The 24,159-nt window shown below is 44.2% G+C and carries 12 protein-coding genes, 9 tRNA genes and 6 rRNA genes; all 27 read right to left on the bottom strand.

The window, feature by feature from the left end; genetic code table 11:
- Positions 1–80 precede the first annotated feature (80 nt).
- The 27 genes from LMOATCC19117_RS01295 to LMOATCC19117_RS01165 all read right to left on the bottom strand — a co-directional run bounded on the left by LMOATCC19117_RS01295 (position 81) and on the right by LMOATCC19117_RS01165 (position 24,092).
- Positions 81–2,543, bottom strand: coding sequence for an ATP-dependent Clp protease ATP-binding subunit (locus LMOATCC19117_RS01295; protein WP_003726424.1), 2,463 nt, complete (start codon positions 2,541–2,543; stop codon positions 81–83).
- A 28-nt stretch (positions 2,544–2,571) separates the two neighbouring features.
- Entirely contained in the window at positions 2,572–3,594 is a 1,023-nt protein-coding gene (locus LMOATCC19117_RS01290; RefSeq protein WP_003734531.1) for a protein arginine kinase, read from the bottom strand.
- Entirely contained in the window at positions 3,591–4,109 is a 519-nt protein-coding gene (locus tag LMOATCC19117_RS01285) for a UvrB/UvrC motif-containing protein (protein ID WP_003734530.1), read from the bottom strand. The genes LMOATCC19117_RS01290 and LMOATCC19117_RS01285 overlap by 4 nt, the downstream gene beginning before the upstream one ends.
- 12 nt (positions 4,110–4,121) lie before the next feature.
- A complete protein-coding gene (locus LMOATCC19117_RS01280) occupies positions 4,122–4,580 on the bottom strand; it encodes a CtsR family transcriptional regulator (protein ID WP_003726421.1) in 459 nt (152 codons plus the stop codon).
- Positions 4,581–4,724: 144 nt separating this feature from the next.
- Positions 4,725–4,840 (bottom strand): 5S ribosomal RNA (gene rrf, locus LMOATCC19117_RS01275).
- A 77-nt stretch (positions 4,841–4,917) separates the two neighbouring features.
- Positions 4,918–7,849 (bottom strand): 23S ribosomal RNA (locus LMOATCC19117_RS01270).
- A 246-nt stretch (positions 7,850–8,095) separates the two neighbouring features.
- Positions 8,096–9,645, bottom strand: a 16S ribosomal RNA gene (locus LMOATCC19117_RS01265).
- Between the two features lie 275 nt (positions 9,646–9,920).
- A tRNA-Ala gene (locus LMOATCC19117_RS01260) sits at positions 9,921–9,996 on the bottom strand.
- Positions 9,997–10,014: 18 nt separating this feature from the next.
- Positions 10,015–10,088: transfer RNA gene (locus LMOATCC19117_RS01255), tRNA-Pro, on the bottom strand.
- Between the two features lie 10 nt (positions 10,089–10,098).
- Positions 10,099–10,172 (bottom strand) — tRNA-Arg (locus tag LMOATCC19117_RS01250).
- A 12-nt stretch (positions 10,173–10,184) separates the two neighbouring features.
- Positions 10,185–10,270, bottom strand: a tRNA-Leu gene (locus LMOATCC19117_RS01245).
- Positions 10,271–10,291: 21 nt separating this feature from the next.
- A tRNA-Gly gene (locus LMOATCC19117_RS01240) sits at positions 10,292–10,363 on the bottom strand.
- 14 nt (positions 10,364–10,377) lie between these two features.
- Positions 10,378–10,459, bottom strand: a tRNA-Leu gene (locus LMOATCC19117_RS01235).
- 5 nt (positions 10,460–10,464) lie between these two features.
- Positions 10,465–10,537, bottom strand: a tRNA-Lys gene (locus tag LMOATCC19117_RS01230).
- Between the two features lie 40 nt (positions 10,538–10,577).
- Positions 10,578–10,653: transfer RNA gene (locus tag LMOATCC19117_RS01225), tRNA-Thr, on the bottom strand.
- An 8-nt stretch (positions 10,654–10,661) separates the two neighbouring features.
- Positions 10,662–10,734 (bottom strand) — tRNA-Val (locus tag LMOATCC19117_RS01220).
- 9 nt (positions 10,735–10,743) lie between these two features.
- A 5S ribosomal RNA gene (rrf, locus tag LMOATCC19117_RS01215) occupies positions 10,744–10,859 on the bottom strand.
- Between the two features lie 77 nt (positions 10,860–10,936).
- A 23S ribosomal RNA gene (locus LMOATCC19117_RS01210) occupies positions 10,937–13,868 on the bottom strand.
- A 246-nt stretch (positions 13,869–14,114) separates the two neighbouring features.
- A 16S ribosomal RNA gene (locus LMOATCC19117_RS01205) occupies positions 14,115–15,664 on the bottom strand.
- Together the 16S, 23S and 5S rRNA genes with 9 tRNA genes alongside form the textbook arrangement of a ribosomal RNA operon.
- 447 nt (positions 15,665–16,111) lie before the next feature.
- On the bottom strand, positions 16,112–17,608 hold the full coding sequence (lysS, locus tag LMOATCC19117_RS01200; protein ID WP_003728446.1) for a lysine--tRNA ligase: 1,497 nt from the start codon (positions 17,606–17,608) through the stop codon (positions 16,112–16,114).
- Positions 17,609–17,722: 114 nt separating this feature from the next.
- A complete protein-coding gene (dusB, locus tag LMOATCC19117_RS01195; RefSeq protein ID WP_003723750.1) occupies positions 17,723–18,718 on the bottom strand; it encodes a tRNA dihydrouridine synthase DusB in 996 nt (331 codons plus the stop codon).
- 75 nt (positions 18,719–18,793) lie between these two features.
- Positions 18,794–19,273: a 2-amino-4-hydroxy-6-hydroxymethyldihydropteridine diphosphokinase gene (folK, locus tag LMOATCC19117_RS01190; RefSeq protein ID WP_003725754.1), complete on the bottom strand. Its 480-nt coding sequence runs from the start codon at positions 19,271–19,273 to the stop codon at positions 18,794–18,796.
- On the bottom strand, positions 19,266–19,640 hold the full coding sequence (gene folB / locus LMOATCC19117_RS01185; RefSeq protein ID WP_003734957.1) for a dihydroneopterin aldolase: 375 nt from the start codon (positions 19,638–19,640) through the stop codon (positions 19,266–19,268). Before folB ends, folK begins: the two co-directional genes overlap by 8 nt.
- 13 nt (positions 19,641–19,653) lie before the next feature.
- Entirely contained in the window at positions 19,654–20,469 is an 816-nt protein-coding gene (folP, locus tag LMOATCC19117_RS01180; RefSeq protein ID WP_003734958.1) for a dihydropteroate synthase, read from the bottom strand.
- Between the two features lie 901 nt (positions 20,470–21,370).
- The gene (cysK, locus tag LMOATCC19117_RS01175; RefSeq protein WP_003725748.1) at positions 21,371–22,297 is read right to left on the bottom strand and encodes a cysteine synthase A; all 927 of its coding nucleotides are present in this window, start codon (positions 22,295–22,297) and stop codon (positions 21,371–21,373) included.
- 115 nt (positions 22,298–22,412) lie between these two features.
- Positions 22,413–23,297: an Hsp33 family molecular chaperone HslO gene (gene hslO, locus LMOATCC19117_RS01170; protein WP_003725747.1), complete on the bottom strand. Its 885-nt coding sequence runs from the start codon at positions 23,295–23,297 to the stop codon at positions 22,413–22,415.
- Between the two features lie 15 nt (positions 23,298–23,312).
- Complete coding sequence (locus LMOATCC19117_RS01165; RefSeq protein ID WP_003725746.1) at positions 23,313–24,092, bottom strand: type III pantothenate kinase; 780 nt, start codon at positions 24,090–24,092, stop codon at positions 23,313–23,315.
- Positions 24,093–24,159: the final 67 nt, after the last annotated feature.

Genomic DNA, 24,159 nt, shown 5'->3' with positions numbered 1-24,159 from the left:
TCAAATTCGTTTTTTTGACACGAATCCTGATTTTTCCATAAAAAACCTCCCTTCAAAATTGATTAAGGGAGGCGTGTTTGTTATTTAGTTTTTACCTTTTTTGCAGTTGTTTTCTTTTTTGGTGCGTCTTTTTTTCTAACCTCTAACTTGCCATCTTTTACACCAATTTCCACGTAATCGCCTACTTTAATGTTACCACGAAGTAATTCTTCAGAAAGCATATCTTCCACTTCTTTTTGAATAGCTCGTTTCAAAGGACGGGCTCCGTATTCTGGATCGTATCCGTCTTTAGCAATTTTGGATTTCGCACCTTCAGTTAATTTCACATGAATATCGCGTTCGGCTAATCGTTTTGTTAATTGAGCAGTCAGCAAAGTAACAATTTGTTTCAATTCTTTTTCTTGTAGCGAATGGAATACAATTGTTTCATCAATTCGGTTGATAAACTCTGGCCGGAACGCCTGTTTTAAATCTTGTAAAACACGGTGCTCCATAGCTTTATGGTCTTTAAGCGGATCAATAACATTAAAGCCCATTGATTTATCTTGTTTCATTTCTTGAGCCCCAATATTGGAAGTCATAATGATGACCGTATTTCTAAAATCAACCACCCGTCCTTTAGAATCAGTCAAACGACCATCGTCAAGCACTTGTAGCAACATATTAAATACATCCGGATGCGCTTTTTCAATTTCATCTAAAAGAACTACTGAATAAGGTTTTTGACGAACTTTTTCTGTCAGTTGCCCACCTTCTTCATAGCCTACATAACCTGGAGGAGCCCCAACTAAACGAGCAGTCGAGAATTTCTCCATGTACTCAGACATGTCAATTCGAATCATCGAATCCTCATCGCCAAACATAGACTCAGCAAGCGCGCGAGCAAGTTCTGTTTTCCCAACACCAGTAGGTCCAAGGAAAATAAAGGAACCAATTGGACGCTTAGGATCTTTAAGTCCAGCACGAGCTCTACGTACAGCTAGCGAAACAGCTTTCACCGCAGCATCTTGCCCAATCACGCGTTCATGTAAAAGTTTCTCCATATTTAAAAGTTTATTTGTCTCTGTTTCCGCAAGTTTTGCAACTGGAATCCCAGTCCAACTTGCAACAACTTCAGCAACAATCTCTTCTGTTACTTCACTATGGTCAAGCCCTTGCTTTTCTTGCCAATTCGCTTTTGTTTCTTCTAATGATTTTTTAAGTTTTTGTTCTTTATCGCGTAATGACGCTGCTTTTTCAAATTCTTGCCCTTGAACAGCCGCATCTTTTTCTTTTTTCAAATCGGATAAATTGTTTTCCATTTCTTTTACATTTTTTGGCGTTGTAAAAGATTTCAAACGTACTTTAGAACCAGATTCATCAATAACATCAATCGCTTTATCCGGTAAGAAACGGTCTGAAATGTACCGATCAGATAGACGAACAGCAGCCTCAAGCGCTTCATCAGTAATCGCAACACGGTGATGCGCCTCATAACGATCACGCAACCCATGTAAAATTTGAATGGATTCTTCTACAGTTGGCTCATCTACTTTAATCGGTTGGAAACGTCTCTCAAGTGCAGCATCTTTTTCAATATATTTACGGTACTCATCCAGTGTTGTTGCACCAATACATTGCAACTCACCACGAGCTAGAGGCGGCTTCAAGATATTCGAGGCATCAATCGCACCTTCCGCTCCACCAGCACCAATTAAGGTATGCAATTCATCAATAAATAGAATAACATTGCCGGCTTGACGAATCTCATCCATTACTTTTTTCAAACGGTCTTCAAATTCACCACGATATTTTGTCCCTGCCACAACAGTCCCCATATCCAGTGTCATTACACGTTTTCCACGTAAAGTCTCAGGCACTTCATTACGAACAATTTGTTGCGCTAGTCCTTCTGCAATCGCTGTTTTACCAACACCAGGTTCTCCAATAAGTACTGGGTTATTCTTCGTCCGACGACTAAGCACTTCAATCACACGTTGGATTTCTTTAGAACGGCCAATAACCGGATCCAAATTATCTTCCCGAGCAATAACTGTTAAATCACGTGCCAAACTATCTAAAGTCGGTGTAGCCTGTGTATTTGTTTGTCTTCCTGCCCCAGTAGCATCCCCGCCGCCTAAGAGCTGTAAAACTTGCTGACGAGCTTTATTCAAACTAATACCAAGATTACTTAAAACTCGAGCCGCAACTCCTTCGCCTTCACGAATAAGCCCCAGTAAGATATGTTCTGTTCCAACATAAGTATGCCCTAATTTACGAGCCTCATCCATGGACAGTTCAATTACTTTTTTCGCACGAGGTGTATATTGGATCGTCGTCACAGCTTTTTCCCCATGACCAATTAATCCTTCTACCTCTTGCTGCACTTTTTCAGAACTAATTCCCAGTTCATAGAGAGCTTTCGCCGCAATTCCTTCGCCTTCTCTTACAAGCCCTAATAAAATATGTTCTGTTCCTAAATTACTATGATTCAAACGCATCGCCTCTTCTTGTGACAACGCGAGTACTTTCTGAGCTCTTTGCGTAAATCGTCCAAACATCATTGTTGTTTCCTCCTTATCGTAAGCCTCATCATTTATCGCCCAAAATCTCGCGAATCACTTTGGCCCGTATTACTTTCTCTTCTAATTCATCCATATCTCGTCCTGCTTCTCTTCTCAAAAAAGCTGGTTGCGAGAATAGTACCAATTCATTCATTTTTTGGCGAGAAATATGCTCGAAAAATCCTAATTCTACACCAAGCCGTATATCCGATATAGCATCTGAAGCTTCTTTCATAGAAATAATTCGACAATTCATCAATAAACCATATGATCTAAAAACTCTATCCTCAAGTGCAATATGAAATTTTTGCTTTAATGTAGTTCTAGCAACACGCTCTTGCATGATAATTTGTTCAATGACTTGCGTTAAATCTTCCACAATTTCTGTTTCCGTTTTACCGAGAGTTACTTGATTTGAGACCTGGAAAATATTACTTGCAGGCATGCTACCTTCTCCGTATATACCTCTTACCACAAAACCTAGGCTCCTAATCGCTTCAATCACACTTTTAATCCTTTTTGTTGTCACGAGTCCCGGTAAATGCACCATTACTGAAGCGCGCATACCAGTCCCGATATTAGTCACACAACTCGTCAAATATCCAAACTCTTTATCAAAAGCATAACTAAGCTTCTCTTCCACATAACCATCAATTTGCAACGCTGCCTCTAACGCATCAAATAATCTCAAACCCGGCGTCATGCACTGTATCCGCAAATGATCTTCCTCATTCAACATAATACTCACATTTTCTTCCTCATTTAAAAGAACCGCACCATATTCACTTTTATTCATCATATAAGGACTAATTAAATGTTTTTCCACCAAAAGCGCCTTTTGTAACAAAGAAATTTGATTCATTTTAATCAAAGTAAAATTATCATCAAAAACTTCGGCAATATTATCAACAATCTCTTCCTTCTGCTCATAAACTGGAAACTGTTCATCCTTCAAATTCCTAGCAAGCCTAATACGTGAGCTTAAAACAACATCATCGTCATCACCAGCATTTTCTAACCAAGAACTCAGCCGCGGTTCAAATACATTCATTTATCCTCACCTCCAGCTTTCAAAGCCTTGATTTCATCACGGACAACAGCAGCTTCCTCAAACTCCTCATTTTCAACTAGCTGTGCTAGCTTTTCTTGTAAGCGACTAATTTCATTTTGAACACCTTCCGCACGTTCAACTTCTGCAGGAACCTTACCAACATGTTTTTTATATCCATTTTGCACTCGACCAATAATCGGTACTAACTGTGCCTCAAAAGCCGAATAACACTCCGGGCACCCAACTCGATTAGTCTTTAAAAACTCTTCAAAACTAAGATGGCAATTCTCACAAACAACCTCTTTCTGCGCATTTTCTTCTTTTTGCAAAAGCGTTAAGAAGTCAAGAGCAACCTCACTAAAAGTATCCATCGCTTTAACCAAATCTTTTTCCGAAGAGAGAGCTTCGTCCGTAGCACAATTCTCACATAGGTACAATGACTCCACTTTCCCAAGCTCATTTAATTGTTGCAAGGCAATAACTGCTTTATTTTCTCCACATCTTTGACAAATCATCGTCATCACACCTTAATCATATTTCAAAGCAACTAACATCGCCTCTAAAATCCTACTTCTCAAAATATCTCTATCGGGTAAAGGTAAAATTAAAACTTCCCTGTCCAATGCCGCCACCATTAATCTTGCTTCTTTCTTCGTTATTACTTCTTCTTCAAGCAATCTCAAAATAACATCTTCAGAAAATGATTGAGAGACCTTTTTATCATGAACCATTGAAATGATTGCTTCTAACAATTGAAGTTTATCATTCATTTTCACTTTAATAATCCTAATATAGCCACCACCACCACGTTTACTTTCAACGATATACCCTCGTTCCATTGTAAATCTAGTGTTTATTACATAATTAATTTGTGAAGGTACACATTCAAACTTATCTGCAATTTCACTTCTTTTAATTTCGACTGCTTCACTTGATTCCAATACTTGTTTCAAATAAGCTTCTATAACATCAGAAATGTTTTTCATTATAAGGAATCTCCTTTCTGTTTTTTGCAAATCATTGACTTTGACTATTTTTGACTTTAATTATACTAGATATCCCTACCTATTAGCAATTTATTTATCTTTTACAAACAAAAAAAGCCCTAAATAATTAGGACTTTTCAAATTGCCCGGCAGCGACCTACTCTCGCAGGGGGAAGCCCCCAACTACCATTGGCGCAGAGAAGCTTAACTACCGTGTTCGGGATGGGAACGGGTGTGACCTTCTCGCCATAACTACCAGACAATATAAAGTTGTTGAAAGATTGCTCTCTCAAAACTAGAGAAGAAAGGGTTCAGTTAGGTAACTTCGTTTCATTTTTTGGTTAAGTCCTCGATCGATTAGTATTTGTCCGCTCCATGTATCGCTACACTTCCACTCCAAACCTATCTACCTGATCATCTTTCAGGGATCTTACTTTCCGAAGAAATGGGAAATCTCATCTTGAGGGGGGCTTCACGCTTAGATGCTTTCAGCGTTTATCCCTGCCACACATAGCTACCCAGCGATGCTCCTGGCGGAACAACTGGTACACCAGCGGTGTGTCCATCCCGGTCCTCTCGTACTAAGGACAGCTCCTCTCAAATTTCCTGCGCCCGCGACGGATAGGGACCGAACTGTCTCACGACGTTCTGAACCCAGCTCGCGTGCCGCTTTAATGGGCGAACAGCCCAACCCTTGGGACCGACTACAGCCCCAGGATGCGACGAGCCGACATCGAGGTGCCAAACCTCCCCGTCGATGTGGACTCTTGGGGGAGATAAGCCTGTTATCCCCGGGGTAGCTTTTATCCGTTGAGCGATGGCCCTTCCATGCGGAACCACCGGATCACTAAGCCCGACTTTCGTCCCTGCTCGACTTGTCAGTCTCGCAGTCAAGCTCCCTTGTGCCTTTACACTCTGCGAATGATTTCCATCCATTCTGAGGGAACCTTTGGGCGCCTCCGTTACTCTTTAGGAGGCGACCGCCCCAGTCAAACTGCCCACCTGACACTGTCTCCCCACGCGCTAAGCGTGGCGGGTTAGAATGGTCATACAGCCAGGGTAGTATCCCACCATTGCCTCCTCGTATGCTAGCGCACACGTCTCTTCGGCTCCTACCTATCCTGTACAAGCGGTACAAACATTCCATATCAGGTTGCAGTAAAGCTCCACGGGGTCTTTCCGTCCTGTCGCGGGTAACCTGCATCTTCACAGGTACTATAATTTCACCGAGTCTCTCGTTGAGACAGTGCCCAGATCGTTGCGCCTTTCGTGCGGGTCGGAACTTACCCGACAAGGAATTTCGCTACCTTAGGACCGTTATAGTTACGGCCGCCGTTTACTGGGGCTTCAATTCGTACCTTCGCCGAAGCTAAGCACTCCTCTTAACCTTCCAGCACCGGGCAGGCGTCAGCCCCTATACGTCACCTTACGGTTTTGCAGAGACCTGTGTTTTTGCTAAACAGTCGCCTGGGCCTATTCACTGCGGCTCTCTCGGGCTTGCACCCTAATAGAGCACCCCTTCTCCCGAAGTTACGGGGTCATTTTGCCGAGTTCCTTAACGAGAGTTCTCTCGCTCACCTTAGGATTCTCTCCTCATCTACCTGTGTCGGTTTGCGGTACGGGCAGTACTACTCTTCCTAGAGGCTTTTCTTGACAGCGTGAAATCAGGAACTTCCGTACTTAATTTCCTTCCCCATCACAGCTCATGCTTCGTGAGAAGCGGATTTGCCTACTTCTCACACTCACTGCTTGGACGCACATTTCCATTCGTGCGATTCCCTATCCTTCTGTGTCACCCCATCGGTTAAACAATTAGCACTGGTACAGGAATCTCTACCTGTTGTCCATCGCCTACGCCTATCGGCCTCGGCTTAGGTCCCGACTAACCCTGAGCGGACGAGCCTTCCTCAGGAAACCTTAGATATTCGGTGGAAGGGATTCTCACCCTTCTTTCGCTACTCATACCGGCATTCTCACTTCTAAGCGCTCCACCAGTCCTTCCGGTCTGACTTCACCGCCCTTAGAACGCTCTCCTACCACGAACCTCTAAAGAGGTTCATCCACAGTTTCGGTAATATGTTTAGCCCCGGTACATTTTCGGCGCGGGGTCACTCGACCAGTGAGCTATTACGCACTCTTTCAATGGTGGCTGCTTCTAAGCCAACATCCTGGTTGTCTAAGCAACCCCACATCCTTTTCCACTTAACATATATTTGGGGACCTTAACTGGTGGTCTGGGCTGTTTCCCTTTCGACTACGGATCTTATCACTCGCAGTCTGACTCCCGAGTATAAGTACATGGCATTCGGAGTTTATCTGAATTCGGTAACCCGAGAAGGGCCCCTAGTCCAAACAGTGCTCTACCTCCATGACTCTTTACCTCGAGGCTAGCCCTAAAGCTATTTCGGAGAGAACCAGCTATCTCCAAGTTCGATTGGAATTTCTCCGCTACCCACACCTCATCCCCGCACTTTTCAACGTGCGTGGGTTCGGACCTCCAGTAAGTATTACCTTACCTTCATCCTGGACATGGGTAGATCACCTGGTTTCGGGTCTACGACCTGTTACTTATGCGCCCTATTCAGACTCGCTTTCGCTACGGCTCCGCTTTTTCCGCTTAACCTTGCAACAAATCGTAACTCGCCGGTTCATTCTACAAAAGGCACGCTATCACCCATTAACGGGCTCTAACTACTTGTAGGCACACGGTTTCAGGAACTGTTTCACTCCCCTTCCGGGGTGCTTTTCACCTTTCCCTCACGGTACTGGTTCACTATCGGTCACTAGGGAGTATTTAGCCTTGGGAGATGGTCCTCCCGGATTCCGACGGAATTTCACGTGTTCCGCCGTACTCAGGATCCACTCTGGAGGGAAAGCCATTTCAACTACCGGGCTGTTACCGTCTTTGGCGGGCCTTTCCAGACCGCTTCATTTATAACTTTCTTTTGTAACTCCGTATAGAGTGTCCTACAACCCCAAGAAGCAAGCTTCTTGGTTTGGGCTCTTTCCGTTTCGCTCGCCGCTACTCAGGAAATCGATTTTTCTTTCTCTTCCTCCAGGTACTTAGATGTTTCAGTTCCCTGGGTCTGCCTTCCTCACGCTATGTATTCACGTAAGGATACTATCCGACTAAAGATAGTGGGTTCCCCCATTCGGAAATCTCTGGATCAACGCTTACGTACAGCTCCCCAAAGCATATCGGTGTTAGTCCCGTCCTTCTTCGGCTCCTAGTGCCAAGGCATCCACCGTGCGCCCTTTCTAACTTAACCAATTTACTTCTACGAAGTAAAGGTTGTTTTTCTGATTTTCCGTATCAGCGATGATACTTCCAATCAGATGAAAGATTCACTTTCAGATGATTCTCGGTTACTTGTGTCATAAATAATAAATTATCTATGCTAACTTTACTAACTTTCTTATCTAGTTTTCAAAGAACAAACATACTGAGAAGTACTAACCTCTCAAAACTGAACAAATAGAGAAGAACGAAAACTCACAGGTTTCCTTTTCCTTAGAAAGGAGGTGATCCAGCCGCACCTTCCGATACGGCTACCTTGTTACGACTTCACCCCAATTATCTGTCCCACCTTCGGCGGCTGGCTCCATAAAGGTTACCCTACCGACTTCGGGTGTTACAAACTCTCGTGGTGTGACGGGCGGTGTGTACAAGGCCCGGGAACGTATTCACCGTGGCATGCTGATCCACGATTACTAGCGATTCCGGCTTCATGTAGGCGAGTTGCAGCCTACAATCCGAACTGAGAATAGTTTTATGGGATTAGCTCCACCTCGCGGCTTCGCGACCCTTTGTACTATCCATTGTAGCACGTGTGTAGCCCAGGTCATAAGGGGCATGATGATTTGACGTCATCCCCACCTTCCTCCGGCTTGCACCGGCAGTCACTTTAGAGTGCCCAACTAAATGCTGGCAACTAAAATCAAGGGTTGCGCTCGTTGCGGGACTTAACCCAACATCTCACGACACGAGCTGACGACAACCATGCACCACCTGTCACTTTGTCCCCGAAGGGAAAGCTCTGTCTCCAGAGTGGTCAAAGGATGTCAAGACCTGGTAAGGTTCTTCGCGTTGCTTCGAATTAAACCACATGCTCCACCGCTTGTGCGGGCCCCCGTCAATTCCTTTGAGTTTCAACCTTGCGGTCGTACTCCCCAGGCGGAGTGCTTAATGCGTTAGCTGCAGCACTAAGGGGCGGAAACCCCCTAACACTTAGCACTCATCGTTTACGGCGTGGACTACCAGGGTATCTAATCCTGTTTGCTCCCCACGCTTTCGCGCCTCAGCGTCAGTTACAGACCAGAGAGTCGCCTTCGCCACTGGTGTTCCTCCACATATCTACGCATTTCACCGCTACACGTGGAATTCCACTCTCCTCTTCTGCACTCCAGTCTTCCAGTTTCCAATGACCCTCCCCGGTTAAGCCGGGGGCTTTCACATCAGACTTAAAAGACCGCCTGCGCGCGCTTTACGCCCAATAAATCCGGACAACGCTTGCCACCTACGTATTACCGCGGCTGCTGGCACGTAGTTAGCCGTGGCTTTCTGGTTAGATACCGTCAAGGGACAAGCAGTTACTCTTATCCTTGTTCTTCTCTAACAACAGTACTTTACGATCCGAAAACCTTCTTCATACACGCGGCGTTGCTCCGTCAGACTTTCGTCCATTGCGGAAGATTCCCTACTGCTGCCTCCCGTAGGAGTCTGGGCCGTGTCTCAGTCCCAGTGTGGCCGATCACCCTCTCAGGTCGGCTATGCATCGTTGCCTTGGTAGGCCATTACCCTACCAACTAGCTAATGCACCGCGGGCCCATCTGTAAGCGATAGCCGAAACCATCTTTCAAAAGCGTGGCATGCGCCACACTTTATCATTCGGTATTAGCCCCGGTTTCCCGGAGTTATCCCCAACTTACAGGCAGGTTGCCCACGTGTTACTCACCCGTCCGCCACTAACTTTGGAAGAGCAAGCTCTTCCTCCGTTCGTTCGACTTGCATGTATTAGGCACGCCGCCAGCGTTCGTCCTGAGCCAGGATCAAACTCTCTTTAAAATATAAATTGAATTTGAATACTTATTCAACACCGTGAATAAGATTCCTTGCGTCAAATTGACTTCGCTAGCAATTAAATTACTAGTTTGTTTTGTTGAAAACAGCTTTCTGTTTTCTGCCCTGCGATTACCAGTGAGACTTTACGTCTCATTGCTTTTCGTCTTCTTCTTTGTTCAGTTTTCAAAGGTCACTTTTTCTTCTTCGTTGCCTTTAGCAGCAACTCTTATATCTTACTCTATTCTCTAAACAATGTCAACACATTTTTAGAAATAATTTGGTGGAGCCTAGCGGGATCGAACCGCTGACCTCCTGCGTGCAAAGCAGGCGCTCTCCCAGCTGAGCTAAGGCCCCATAATAAAAATCAAACAATCGGGAAGACAGGATTCGAACCTGCGACCCCTTGGTCCCAAACCAAGTGCTCTACCAAGCTGAGCTACTTCCCGTTTAATAAAGTGCGCCCAAGAGGAGTCGAACCTCTAACCGCTTGATTCGTAGTCAAGTACTCTATCCAGTTGAGCTATGGGCGCATATAAAAATAATGCCGAGGACCGGAATCGAACCGGTACGGATATCACTATCCGCAGGATTTTAAGTCCTGTGCGTCTGCCAGTTCCGCCACCCCGGCATATTGGAACTTTTGTAAACAAGCGGAAGACGGGGTTCGAACCCGCGACCCCCACCTTGGCAAGGTGATGTTCTACCACTGAACTACTTCCGCATATTTAAAATAAGTGCGGGTGAAGGGACTTGAACCCCCACGCCTCGCGGCGCCAGATCCTAAATCTGGTGCGTCTGCCAATTCCGCCACACCCGCAAAAGTGAGCCGTGCTGGGTTCGAACCAGCGACCCTCTGATTAAAAGTCAGATGCTCTACCAACTGAGCTAACGGCTCTCTACAATAAAAATATGTATTATCATAAAGTTAATATTAATGGTGCCGGCTGCAAGAGTCGAACTCGCGACCTACTGATTACAAATCAGTTGCTCTACCAACTGAGCTAAGCCGGCATAAAAAATGGAGGTTAACGGGATCGAACCGCTGACCCTCTGCTTGTAAGGCAGATGCTCTCCCAGCTGAGCTAAACCTCCAGAAATACTGCCCGGCAGCGACCTACTCTCGCAGGGGGAAGCCCCCAACTACCATTGGCGCAGAGAAGCTTAACTACCGTGTTCGGGATGGGAACGGGTGTGACCTTCTCGCCATAACTACCAGACAATATAAAGTTGTTGAAAGATTGCTCTCTCAAAACTAGAGAAGAAAGGGTTCAGTTAGGTAACTTCGTTTCATTTTTTGGTTAAGTCCTCGATCGATTAGTATTTGTCCGCTCCATGTATCGCTACACTTCCACTCCAAACCTATCTACCTGATCATCTTTCAGGGATCTTACTTTCCGAAGAAATGGGAAATCTCATCTTGAGGGGGGCTTCACGCTTAGATGCTTTCAGCGTTTATCCCTGCCACACATAGCTACCCAGCGATGCTCCTGGCGGAACAACTGGTACACCAGCGGTGTGTCCATCCCGGTCCTCTCGTACTAAGGACAGCTCCTCTCAAATTTCCTGCGCCCGCGACGGATAGGGACCGAACTGTCTCACGACGTTCTGAACCCAGCTCGCGTGCCGCTTTAATGGGCGAACAGCCCAACCCTTGGGACCGACTACAGCCCCAGGATGCGACGAGCCGACATCGAGGTGCCAAACCTCCCCGTCGATGTGGACTCTTGGGGGAGATAAGCCTGTTATCCCCGGGGTAGCTTTTATCCGTTGAGCGATGGCCCTTCCATGCGGAACCACCGGATCACTAAGCCCGACTTTCGTCCCTGCTCGACTTGTCAGTCTCGCAGTCAAGCTCCCTTGTGCCTTTACACTCTGCGAATGATTTCCATCCATTCTGAGGGAACCTTTGGGCGCCTCCGTTACTCTTTAGGAGGCGACCGCCCCAGTCAAACTGCCCACCTGACACTGTCTCCCCACGCGCTAAGCGTGGCGGGTTAGAATGGTCATACAGCCAGGGTAGTATCCCACCATTGCCTCCTCGTATGCTAGCGCACACGTCTCTTCGGCTCCTACCTATCCTGTACAAGCGGTACAAACATTCCATATCAGGTTGCAGTAAAGCTCCACGGGGTCTTTCCGTCCTGTCGCGGGTAACCTGCATCTTCACAGGTACTATAATTTCACCGAGTCTCTCGTTGAGACAGTGCCCAGATCGTTGCGCCTTTCGTGCGGGTCGGAACTTACCCGACAAGGAATTTCGCTACCTTAGGACCGTTATAGTTACGGCCGCCGTTTACTGGGGCTTCAATTCGTACCTTCGCCGAAGCTAAGCACTCCTCTTAACCTTCCAGCACCGGGCAGGCGTCAGCCCCTATACGTCACCTTACGGTTTTGCAGAGACCTGTGTTTTTGCTAAACAGTCGCCTGGGCCTATTCACTGCGGCTCTCTCGGGCTTGCACCCTAATAGAGCACCCCTTCTCCCGAAGTTACGGGGTCATTTTGCCGAGTTCCTTAACGAGAGTTCTCTCGCTCACCTTAGGATTCTCTCCTCATCTACCTGTGTCGGTTTGCGGTACGGGCAGTACTACTCTTCCTAGAGGCTTTTCTTGACAGCGTGAAATCAGGAACTTCCGTACTTAATTTCCTTCCCCATCACAGCTCATGCTTCGTGAGAAGCGGATTTGCCTACTTCTCACACTCACTGCTTGGACGCACATTTCCATTCGTGCGATTCCCTATCCTTCTGTGTCACCCCATCGGTTAAACAATTAGCACTGGTACAGGAATCTCTACCTGTTGTCCATCGCCTACGCCTATCGGCCTCGGCTTAGGTCCCGACTAACCCTGAGCGGACGAGCCTTCCTCAGGAAACCTTAGATATTCGGTGGAAGGGATTCTCACCCTTCTTTCGCTACTCATACCGGCATTCTCACTTCTAAGCGCTCCACCAGTCCTTCCGGTCTGACTTCACCGCCCTTAGAACGCTCTCCTACCACGAACCTCTAAAGAGGTTCATCCACAGTTTCGGTAATATGTTTAGCCCCGGTACATTTTCGGCGCGGGGTCACTCGACCAGTGAGCTATTACGCACTCTTTCAATGGTGGCTGCTTCTAAGCCAACATCCTGGTTGTCTAAGCAACCCCACATCCTTTTCCACTTAACATATATTTGGGGACCTTAACTGGTGGTCTGGGCTGTTTCCCTTTCGACTACGGATCTTATCACTCGCAGTCTGACTCCCGAGTATAAGTACATGGCATTCGGAGTTTATCTGAATTCGGTAACCCGAGAAGGGCCCCTAGTCCAAACAGTGCTCTACCTCCATGACTCTTTACCTCGAGGCTAGCCCTAAAGCTATTTCGGAGAGAACCAGCTATCTCCAAGTTCGATTGGAATTTCTCCGCTACCCACACCTCATCCCCGCACTTTTCAACGTGCGTGGGTTCGGACCTCCAGTAAGTATTACCTTACCTTCATCCTGGACATGGGTAGATCACCTGGTTTCGGGTCTACGACCTGTTACTTATGCGCCCTATTCAGACTCGCTTTCGCTACGGCTCCGCTTTTTCCGCTTAACCTTGCAACAAATCGTAACTCGCCGGTTCATTCTACAAAAGGCACGCTATCACCCATTAACGGGCTCTAACTACTTGTAGGCACACGGTTTCAGGAACTGTTTCACTCCCCTTCCGGGGTGCTTTTCACCTTTCCCTCACGGTACTGGTTCACTATCGGTCACTAGGGAGTATTTAGCCTTGGGAGATGGTCCTCCCGGATTCCGACGGAATTTCACGTGTTCCGCCGTACTCAGGATCCACTCTGGAGGGAAAGCCATTTCAACTACCGGGCTGTTACCGTCTTTGGCGGGCCTTTCCAGACCGCTTCATTTATAACTTTCTTTTGTAACTCCGTATAGAGTGTCCTACAACCCCAAGAAGCAAGCTTCTTGGTTTGGGCTCTTTCCGTTTCGCTCGCCGCTACTCAGGAAATCGATTTTTCTTTCTCTTCCTCCAGGTACTTAGATGTTTCAGTTCCCTGGGTCTGCCTTCCTCACGCTATGTATTCACGTAAGGATACTATCCGACTAAAGATAGTGGGTTCCCCCATTCGGAAATCTCTGGATCAACGCTTACGTACAGCTCCCCAAAGCATATCGGTGTTAGTCCCGTCCTTCTTCGGCTCCTAGTGCCAAGGCATCCACCGTGCGCCCTTTCTAACTTAACCAATTTACTTCTACGAAGTAAAGGTTGTTTTTCTGATTTTCCGTATCAGCGATGATACTTCCAATCAGATGAAAGATTCACTTTCAGATGATTCTCGGTTACTTGTGTCATAAATAATAAATTATCTATGCTAACTTTACTAACTTTCTTATCTAGTTTTCAAAGAACAAACATACTGAGAAGTACTAACCTCTCAAAACTGAACAAATAGAGAAGAACGAAAACTCACAGGTTTCCTTTTCCTTAGAAAGGAGGTGATCCAGCCGCACCTTCCGATACGGCTACCTTGTTACGACTTCACCCCAATTATCTGTCCCACCTTCGGCGGCTGGCTCCATAAAGGTTACCCTACCGACTTCGGGTGTTACAAACTCTCGTGGTGTGACGGGCGGTGTGTACAAGGCCCGGGAACGTATTCACCGTGGCATGCTGATCCACGATTACTAGCGATTCCGGCTTCATGTAGGCGAGTTGCAGCCTACAATCCGAACTGAGAATAGTTTTATGGGATTAGCTCCACCTCGCGGCTTCGCGACCCTTTGTACTATCCATTGTAGCACGTGTGTAGCCCAGGTCATAAGGGGCATGATGATTTGACGTCATCCCCACCTTCCTCCGGCTTGCACCGGCAGTCACTTTAGAGTGCCCAACTAAATGCTGGCAACTAAAATCAAGGGTTGCGCTCGTTGCGGGACTTAACCCAACATCTCACGACACGAGCTGACGACAACCATGCACCACCTGTCACTTTGTCCCCGAAGGGAAAGCTCTGTCTCCAGAGTGGTCAAAGGATGTCAAGACCTGGTAAGGTTCTTCGCGTTGCTTCGAATTAAACCACATGCTCCACCGCTTGTGCGGGCCCCCGTCAATTCCTTTGAGTTTCAACCTTGCGGTCGTACTCCCCAGGCGGAGTGCTTAATGCGTTAGCTGCAGCACTAAGGGGCGGAAACCCCCTAACACTTAGCACTCATCGTTTACGGCGTGGACTACCAGGGTATCTAATCCTGTTTGCTCCCCACGCTTTCGCGCCTCAGCGTCAGTTACAGACCAGAGAGTCGCCTTCGCCACTGGTGTTCCTCCACATATCTACGCATTTCACCGCTACACGTGGAATTCCACTCTCCTCTTCTGCACTCCAGTCTTCCAGTTTCCAATGACCCTCCCCGGTTAAGCCGGGGGCTTTCACATCAGACTTAAAAGACCGCCTGCGCGCGCTTTACGCCCAATAAATCCGGACAACGCTTGCCACCTACGTATTACCGCGGCTGCTGGCACGTAGTTAGCCGTGGCTTTCTGGTTAGATACCGTCAAGGGACAAGCAGTTACTCTTATCCTTGTTCTTCTCTAACAACAGTACTTTACGATCCGAAAACCTTCTTCATACACGCGGCGTTGCTCCGTCAGACTTTCGTCCATTGCGGAAGATTCCCTACTGCTGCCTCCCGTAGGAGTCTGGGCCGTGTCTCAGTCCCAGTGTGGCCGATCACCCTCTCAGGTCGGCTATGCATCGTTGCCTTGGTAGGCCATTACCCTACCAACTAGCTAATGCACCGCGGGCCCATCTGTAAGCGATAGCCGAAACCATCTTTCAAAAGCGTGGCATGCGCCACACTTTATCATTCGGTATTAGCCCCGGTTTCCCGGAGTTATCCCCAACTTACAGGCAGGTTGCCCACGTGTTACTCACCCGTCCGCCACTAACTTTGGAAGAGCAAGCTCTTCCTCCGTTCGTTCGACTTGCATGTATTAGGCACGCCGCCAGCGTTCGTCCTGAGCCAGGATCAAACTCTCTTTAAAATATAAATTGAATTTGAATACTTATTCAACACCGTGAATAAGATTCCTTGCGTCAAATTGACTTCGCTAGCAATTAAATTACTAGTTTGTTTTGTTGAAAACAGCTTTCTGTTTTCTGCCCTGCGATTACCAGTGAGACTTTACGTCTCATTGCTTTTCGTCTTCTTCTTTGTTCAGTTTTCAAAGGTCACTTTTTCTTCTTCGTTGCCTTTAGCAGCAACTCTTATATCTTACTCTATCTAGTCAACAAAGTCAAGATGTTTTTTCAAAAAAATTTAATTTCTTGATGAGCATTTTGCGTTTGTTTAACTGGAACGTTTATAAATATATCATGTTTTTATAGGGATTGCAAGCATATTTTGAGAAAAAGTTTCTCTTTGGCAAATTTGTTTTTTTCTGAGAAAAAAACAAAATCCAGAACCGATATAATCAGCTCTGGATTTTTAATTAGTCGCGGTGTTTCATAGTTGGGAATAATAGGATATCACGAATAGACGGGGCATCTGTTAATAGCATTACTAGACGATCGATACCTATTCCAAGTCCACCAGTCGGCGGTAGACCGTATTCTAAAGCTTCAAGGAAATCTGCATCCATTCCGTGCGCTTCATCATTACCTTGCTCACGTTCTTTCATTTGCGCTTCAAAACGCTCTCTTTGATCAATTGGATCGTTTAATTCCGAGAATGCATTTGCATGTTCACGACCAACGATAAATAATTCAAAACGGTCAGTAAAACGGTCATCTTCTTTGTTTTTCTTCGCTAATGGTGAAATTTCCACCGGATGTCCGTAAACAAAGGTTGGTTGAATAAGCTTTTCTTCTACGTATGTTTCAAAAAACTCATTAAGAATGTGCCCGTATGTCATGTGCTCCGTTACTGGCACATTATGTTTTTTAGCTAGTTCGCGTGCTTCTTCATCGGAAGTTACGTTCCAGAAATCCACTCCGACATATTCTTTTACAGCATCTGCCATGTGGATACGGCGCCAGTTTGGAGTTAGATCTACATTGTATTCACCGTATGTTATTTCTGTTGTTCCATTTACTTGTTTGCATACTGTAGATACTAAACCTTCTACCAAATCCATAACATCTTCGTAATCTTCGTATGCTGCATAGGATTCTAACATTGTAAATTCTGGGTTATGACGCGTGGAGGTTCCTTCATTACGGAAAACGCGGCCGATTTCGTATACTTTATCCATCCCACCAACGATTAGGCGTTTTAAGTGTAGTTCTAAAGCAATTCGTAAATATAATTCCATATCAAGTGCATTATGGTGCGTAATAAATGGTTTTGCAGCAGCACCACCAGCAATTGTATGAAGCACTGGAGTTTCTACTTCTAGGAATCCTTGATTATCCATGTAATCACGAGTGTATTTCAAGATTTTACTGCGCATCACAAAACGATTTTGGCTTTCTTCGTTTGTAATTAAGTCTAAATAGCGTTGACGATAGCGTTGTTCTACGTCTTTTAAGCCATGATATTTATCAGGAAGTGGACGTAATGATTTGGAAAGCAAAGTGAATTCCGTTGCTTTAACAGAAAGTTCACCTGTATTAGTACGGAAAATAGTCCCTTTTATACCAATAATGTCACCTAGATCCGCTAATTTGAAGACTGCATAAGCATCTTCGCCAATTGCATCTTTACGGATATAGATTTGTAATTGATGGAAACGGTCTTGAATATGTGTGAAACCTACTTTACCTTTCACACGTTTCGTCATAATACGACCTGCTACAGAAACTTCAATAGCAGCTTCTTCAAGTTCTTCTTTTGATTTATCAGCGAATTTTGTTTCAATTTCTTCCGGGCTGATGGAACGGATGAATTTTTCGCCAAAAGGATCTATGCCTTCTTCGCGCAATGTGTCCACTTTTTCGCGACGGACGATGAGTTGGTCATTTAGTTCTTCATGATTCTCGTTACTCATATAGGTACACTCCTATTCTATTCATTTCTACAGATGTTTCCATTATACGCTTTTTTGGTCTGGTTTTTCTAGTATAAATTTAAAAATTGCCCCGAAATCTCGAGGCAATACTAATTAGTCTTGTTTCGCTAATGCTTTTTCTTCATATTGAAGAACAAATTCATTTAAAATTGCTTCCATCTCTGATTGTTTTGTCGCTTGGTTAGCAGCCACTTTCGCGCGAGTGCTTCCGCGAGCTCCTTTTAGATAATAAGCTGCGTGTTGTCTAAACTCGCGAACTGCAATGTTTTCTCCTTTTAGCTCGACTAGGCGATTAAGGTGAAGCATGGCAGTTTGCATTTTTTCGCGTGGTTCTGGTTCTGGAAGAAGTTCGCCTGTTTCTAGGAATTTCACCGTGCGATAAATCATCCATGGGTTTCCAAGTGCAGCTCGACCAATCATTACTCCATCTGCTCCAGTATGTTCTAAAATTCGTTTGGCATCTTCTGGTGTTCTCACGTCCCCATTTGCCATGAACGGGATTTTCAGTTCGCGTTTTACGTCTCTAAGCACATCCCAGTTCGCGCTACCTTCGTACATTTGCACACGAGTACGGCCGTGCATTGCAACAGCTGCAGCTCCGGCACGTTCAGCAGCAAGTGCATTTTCGATAGCAAAGACATGTTCTTCGTCCCAACCAATACGCATTTTTACTGTTACCGGTTTATCAACAGCGTCCACTACAGCAGCTACCATGTCATACACTTTATTTGGATCAAGTAGCCATTTCGCTCCAGCTTCACATTTGATAATTTTGTTTACCGGACAGCCCATATTAATATCAATAATATCTGCCGTTGTATTTTCAGCTACGAATTTCGCAGCTTCTACAAGCGTTTCTTTCTCACCACCAAAAATTTGTAAGCTCAATGGTTTTTCTTTTTCATCAATATATAGCATATCAAGCGTTTTAGCATTGCGGTATGCGATTCCTTTGTCGCTAATCATTTCACAGCAAACGAGACCTGCTCCGAATTCTTTGACCGTTAAACGGAATGCGGAATTGGATATACCGGCCATTGGCGCCACAACTACTTGGTTTTTAATTTCTACGTTACCTATTTTAAACATTAATGGTAAACCCCTTCCTCTTAAATTGCGCTAGTGATATGTTATCATAATCAGTTTTTTCTGCAAGTGCCAATTTTACCAGTTGACTTGATTTTTTATTTTCCGAACACCTTGTTCTTCCAAAATGGCTGGATTATCTACAAGATTGCTTTTTTCTGGTGAAATCTCTATTAATGGAATCAGCACAAAAGCGCGTTCTTTCATATAAGGATGTGGGATTTTCAGCTTTTCTGTATCGATTTTAACATCATCATATAATAAAACATCGATATCAATGAGTCGCGGACCCCACTTAAATAATCGAACTCGCCCCAATTCAAGTTCGAGCGCAAGGCAAAAATCTAGTAAATCAACTGGCGGAAAGTCCGTTTCAATTTCTACAGCGATATTTAAAAATGCCGCTTGATCTTCGTAACCTACTGCGTCTGTTTCGTATACACTAGATACGTTGGTAATTTTAATTTTATCTGAAGCAGCTAAACCACTTAGTGCGTCATTTAAATTTTCTAAACGTTCGCCAAGGTTTGTACCAATTGATAGAAACGCCTTAGCCATTCAAATCACTTTTTTTACGTTCAATTTCCACTGCAACAGAATCATAATGTCCCGGAATCGGAGGATTTGGTTTAATAAGTTTTACAGTCACTTCTTCTAATAGAGGATAACCAGTTAAAACTTCCGTTGCAATTTTTTCGGCAAGCGCCTCGATTAATTTGAATGGCGTTCCTTCCACTATTTCTTTTACCGTTTCATAAACTTCTGCATAGCTGACTGTGTCGTCTACGCTATCCGATATTCCTGCTTTTTTAGTAGAAAGGCCGAGAATAAGCGATACTCTAAACGTTTGTCCTAGTTTTGTTTCTTCCGCCAAAACTCCATGGTATCCGTAAAACACTAATTCATTTAAATAAATTTTATCCAACTAAAGCACCTCTTTATAATTTTGTAATATCTAATTTGCCAGTAATCGCATCTGTCATTCGTACCATGCGCGCAATGGGAAGTACATCGTGTACACGAGTAATTGTGCAACCTTTCGAAAATCCGTAAACTGTAGTTGCTCCAGTTCCTTCCATTCTATCCTCTGGAGTAGTTCCTAAGACGAGACCAATTGTCGACTTTCTACTCGTACCAAGTAAAACCTCGTAACCAAGCGCCACTATCTCATCAATGCGTCGTAACACTTCTAAATTCTGCGCAGGCGTCTTAACAAAACCGAAACCCGGATCAAGAATAATATGTTCATCTGGCACGGATGCCGCTTTAGCAATTGCAACACTTTCTAATAAGTCTTTCTTCACATCTTCCAGAAAATTATCGTATTGCGTGTTTTCTCGGTTGTGCATCAAACAAATTGGCACGTTATATTTCGCAGCTACTTCCGCAATTTTCGGTTCTTTTTTGGCACCCCATTGATCATTTATCATATTAACTCCTGCTAAAATAGCTTTTTCAGCCACTTCGGCACGCCAAGTATCAACAGAAATCCATATATCCGGAAGTTTTGTCCTAACAGCTTTAATGACAGGAATAATTCGATTAAGTTCTTCCTCAGGCGTTACCTCTGAAAAACCAGGCCGAGTAGATATTCCACCAACGTCAATAATTGCTGCTCCATCTTCTGCCATTTGTAACGCTCGAGCCACAGCTTCTTCCACTTGCATATATTTCCCGCCATCCGAAAAAGAGTCTGGCGTAACATTCAGTATCCCCATGACCATACCTAAGTGATCCCTTTTCCACTTCTTCAAGCCCAAACACCTCTTTCCGAGATTTATTATAGCAGAATTCAGTGATTTTAGCGCACAAAAAAACCGATGCGGAAAAGGGAGTAAACCGCATCGGTCAAAAAGGGAGTTTGGGATCTTCATTCTAAAAAGGGGGGAGAAGAATGAAAATGTTTTGCTTGTTGTTAGCTTATGACTATATATTAACCAAGTTTTTGGTGGATATGCTGTGATTTTTGTTAAAGTTTCATGAGATTTTTCGGTTTTTCTTTTCATTTTTTGGTATTAAAAAACCAGTGTGGAAAAAGGGAGTAAACCACACTGGTCAAAAAGGGAGTTTGGGATCTTCATTCTAAAAGGGGGGAGAAGAATGAAAATGTTTTGCTTGTTGTTAGCTTATGACTATATATTAACCAAGTTTTTGGTGGATGCGCTGTGATTTTTGTTAAAGTTTCATGAGATTTTTCGGTTTTTTTCTTCATTTTTTTCCATGAAAAAACCAGTGTGGAAAAAGGGAGTAAACCACACTGGTCAAAAAGGGAGTTTGGGATTTTCATTCTAAAAGGGGAAAGAATGAAAATGTTTTGCTTGTTGTTAGCTTATGACTATATATTAACCAAGTTTTTGGTGGATACGCTGTGACTTTTGTTAAAGTTTCATGAGATTTTTCGGTTTTTTTCTTCATTTTTTTCCATGAAAAAACCAGTGTGGAAAAAGGGAGTAAACCACACTGGTCAAAAAGGGAGTTTGGGATTTTCATTCTAAAAAGGGGAAAGAATGAAAATGTTTTGCTTGTTGTTAGCTTATGACTATATATTAACCAAGAAAAGAAAGTTTCCGCTGTGCGTTTGATTAGAAAATAGTAAGAAATGCATTTATTTCTTTTCATAAAAAAAGAACCTAGAAAATCTAGGCTCTCTGATTATTAATCTTCAAAATTATAAAGAGGTGTGCTTAGGTAGCGTTCGCCGTTACTTGCAACGATTGCTAGTACTTTTTTGCCAGCACCAAGTTCTTTTGCAAGGTCTAGAGCTGCTTTAACAGTTGCTCCGGAAGAAATACCTACTAAGATACCTTCTTTTTTCGCTACTTCACGTGCTGTTTCTAGAGCATCTTCACTTGAAACTTTTAGAATGCCGTCATACACTTTTGTATCTAATGTATCCGGAACGAAGCCTGCACCGATACCTTGGATTTTATGAGGTGATGGAGAACCACCGCTAAGTACTGGGGATTCTTCTGGTTCAAGAGCATAGATTTTAACATCTGGGTAGTTCTTTTTAAGTACGTGTCCTACACCAGTTACTGTTCCACCTGTTCCAACTCCCGCGATGAAAGCATCTAAGCCATCTTTACCGAAAGCTTCAACGATTTCTGGTCCAGTTGTTTCTTCATGGACAGCTGGATTTGCTGGGTTGTGGAATTGTTGTGGAACAAAATAGTTATTTTCTTTTGCAAGCTCTTCCGCTTTAGCAATTGCGCCTTTCATGCCGTCTGGACCTGGTGTTAAAACTAATTTTGCACCGTAAGCTTGAAGTAATTTGCGACGTTCTAAGCTCATTGTTTCTGGCATTACGAAAATCGCTTGGTAGCCTTTTGCTGCTGCTACCATTGCTAGGCCGATACCAGTATTCCCACTAGTTGGCTCAATGATTGTATCGCCTGGTTTTAATGCACCAGATTTTTCAGCGCTTTCGATCATCGCGTTAGCAATACGGTCTTTTACGCTGCCACCTGGATTTTGGAATTCTAATTTTACGTATACATCCGCGCTTCCTGCTTCTGGTAAACGATTAAGTTTCACAATAGGTGTCTTTCCAATTAAATCAGTGATTGAATTTGCAATTGTCATTATTAAAGCACTCCTATCTATTTTAGGTCTTTCATCTAGTTTAATTAATTCCGACCTGTTTTGTCAAGTTTAACCTCTTTTAAAAAGGAGCAACCAATTAGGTGCTCCTTTTTCTTTATTTAGCTTCTTCGTATAGTTTTTCTAATTCTTCTTCTGAAAAATCGTAAGTGTTACGACAAAAATGACATTCTGCTTCTGCGCCGTGATCCTCTTCTATCATGGAACGAATTTCTTCTTTTCCAAGTGAAATTATTGCACTGCCAAAGCGTTCTTTGGAGCAGTTACATTCAAAGGAAACGGGGATTTTTTCTAAGATTTGTAGTTTATCTTCGCCGCCTGCAAGTTTAGCTAAAATCGATTCAGGAGTTTCGCCCGCTTCAATCATTCTAGAAACTGTTGGTAGAGCCGTCAGATTTTTTTCGATTTCATCAATGATTTCATCTGTCGCACCAGGGAGTAATTGCAACATGAAACCGCCAGCTGCTTCGATTGTATCATCTGGGTTAACAAGTACTCCTACACCAACGGAGGAATTGATTTGTTCAGATGTTGCTAGGTAATACGTAAAATCTTCACCAATTTCACCTGAAACAATTGGCGTTTGTCCGGTGAAATTTTCTCCAAAGCCTAAATCTTTTACAACTGAAAGCATTCCGGATGTTCCAACGCCGCGGCGGACGTCAAGTTTTCCAGCTTCATTTAGTTCGCTGAAGTGAACGTGTGGATTTGTTACGTATCCTCTGATTTGACCTTGCGCGTTACTATCAGCTACGATTGGACCGATTGGGCCGTCGCCTTCGATTTTTACAGTTATTTTTTGGTCTTCTTTTTGCATTGCTCCAAGGAAAAGTGTTCCTGTCATCGTTCTACCAAGTGCGGCGGATGAGACGGACCATGTATCATGTCTTCTTTGTGCTTCTTTGATTGTTTCGGTTGTTACTGCTGCATATACACGCGCCATGCCATCGTAGGCTAACGCTTTAACTAAATAATCACTCATTATATAAAACTCCTTTTATTTTTCTGTAGTTGGTTTGTTTCTTCTATATAGAAGTTCTAGACCTTTTAATGTTAAAAATGGATCTAAAATATCTACTGCAGAAGATTTTTCTGTTATCATCCGAGCGAGCCCGCCTGTTGCAACTACTACTGGGCTTGCGTTGGATTGTTTTTTGATTTCTGCGATAATCCCTTCGCATTGGCCGACGAAACCATAAAAGATGCCCGCTTGCATGGATGCCACGGTGGATTTGCCGATGATTTGGTTTGATTCAGCAATATCTACGCGTGGTAGTTTAGCAGCGCGGTTGTATAGAGCTTCGGTCGAAATCATAATCCCTGGAGCGATGGCGCCACCTTGGTATACCCCTGATTCATCGATATAGCAAAATGTGGTCGCAGTGCCAAAATCGACTACGATAACCGGTGTCCCGTATTCTTCTGATGCTGCTACGGCGTTTACGATTCGGTCAGATCCGATTTCGCGAGGATTATCGACTTTGAGGTTTAAGCCGGTTTTTATTCCTGGACCAACGATTAATGGTCGGATATTAAAATAGCGTACGCACATTGTTTCCATTGCGTGCATAATCGGTGGAACGACGGACGAAATAATAATTCCTTGAATATCAGAAGGAGTTAAATTCGCATAAGAAAAAAAGTTCAAGACTGTCATTCCTAATTCATCGGATGTGCGGTGACGATCTGTTGTCATGCGCCAATGTTTCAGAAGTTTTTGTTTTTCATAAACTCCGACAGTACAGTTAGTATTTCCAACGTCTATTACAAGTATCATAAGTTTAAATACCGTCCTTTAGAAGATTTTTCTAACGTATCATAACATGTTTTATAGGAAAATCCGA

This window comes from Listeria monocytogenes ATCC 19117, from assembly GCF_000307025.1.
Classification (GTDB): Bacteria; Bacillota; Bacilli; order Lactobacillales; family Listeriaceae; genus Listeria; species Listeria monocytogenes_B.
This window is presented reverse-complemented; position numbering and strand designations above follow the sequence as displayed.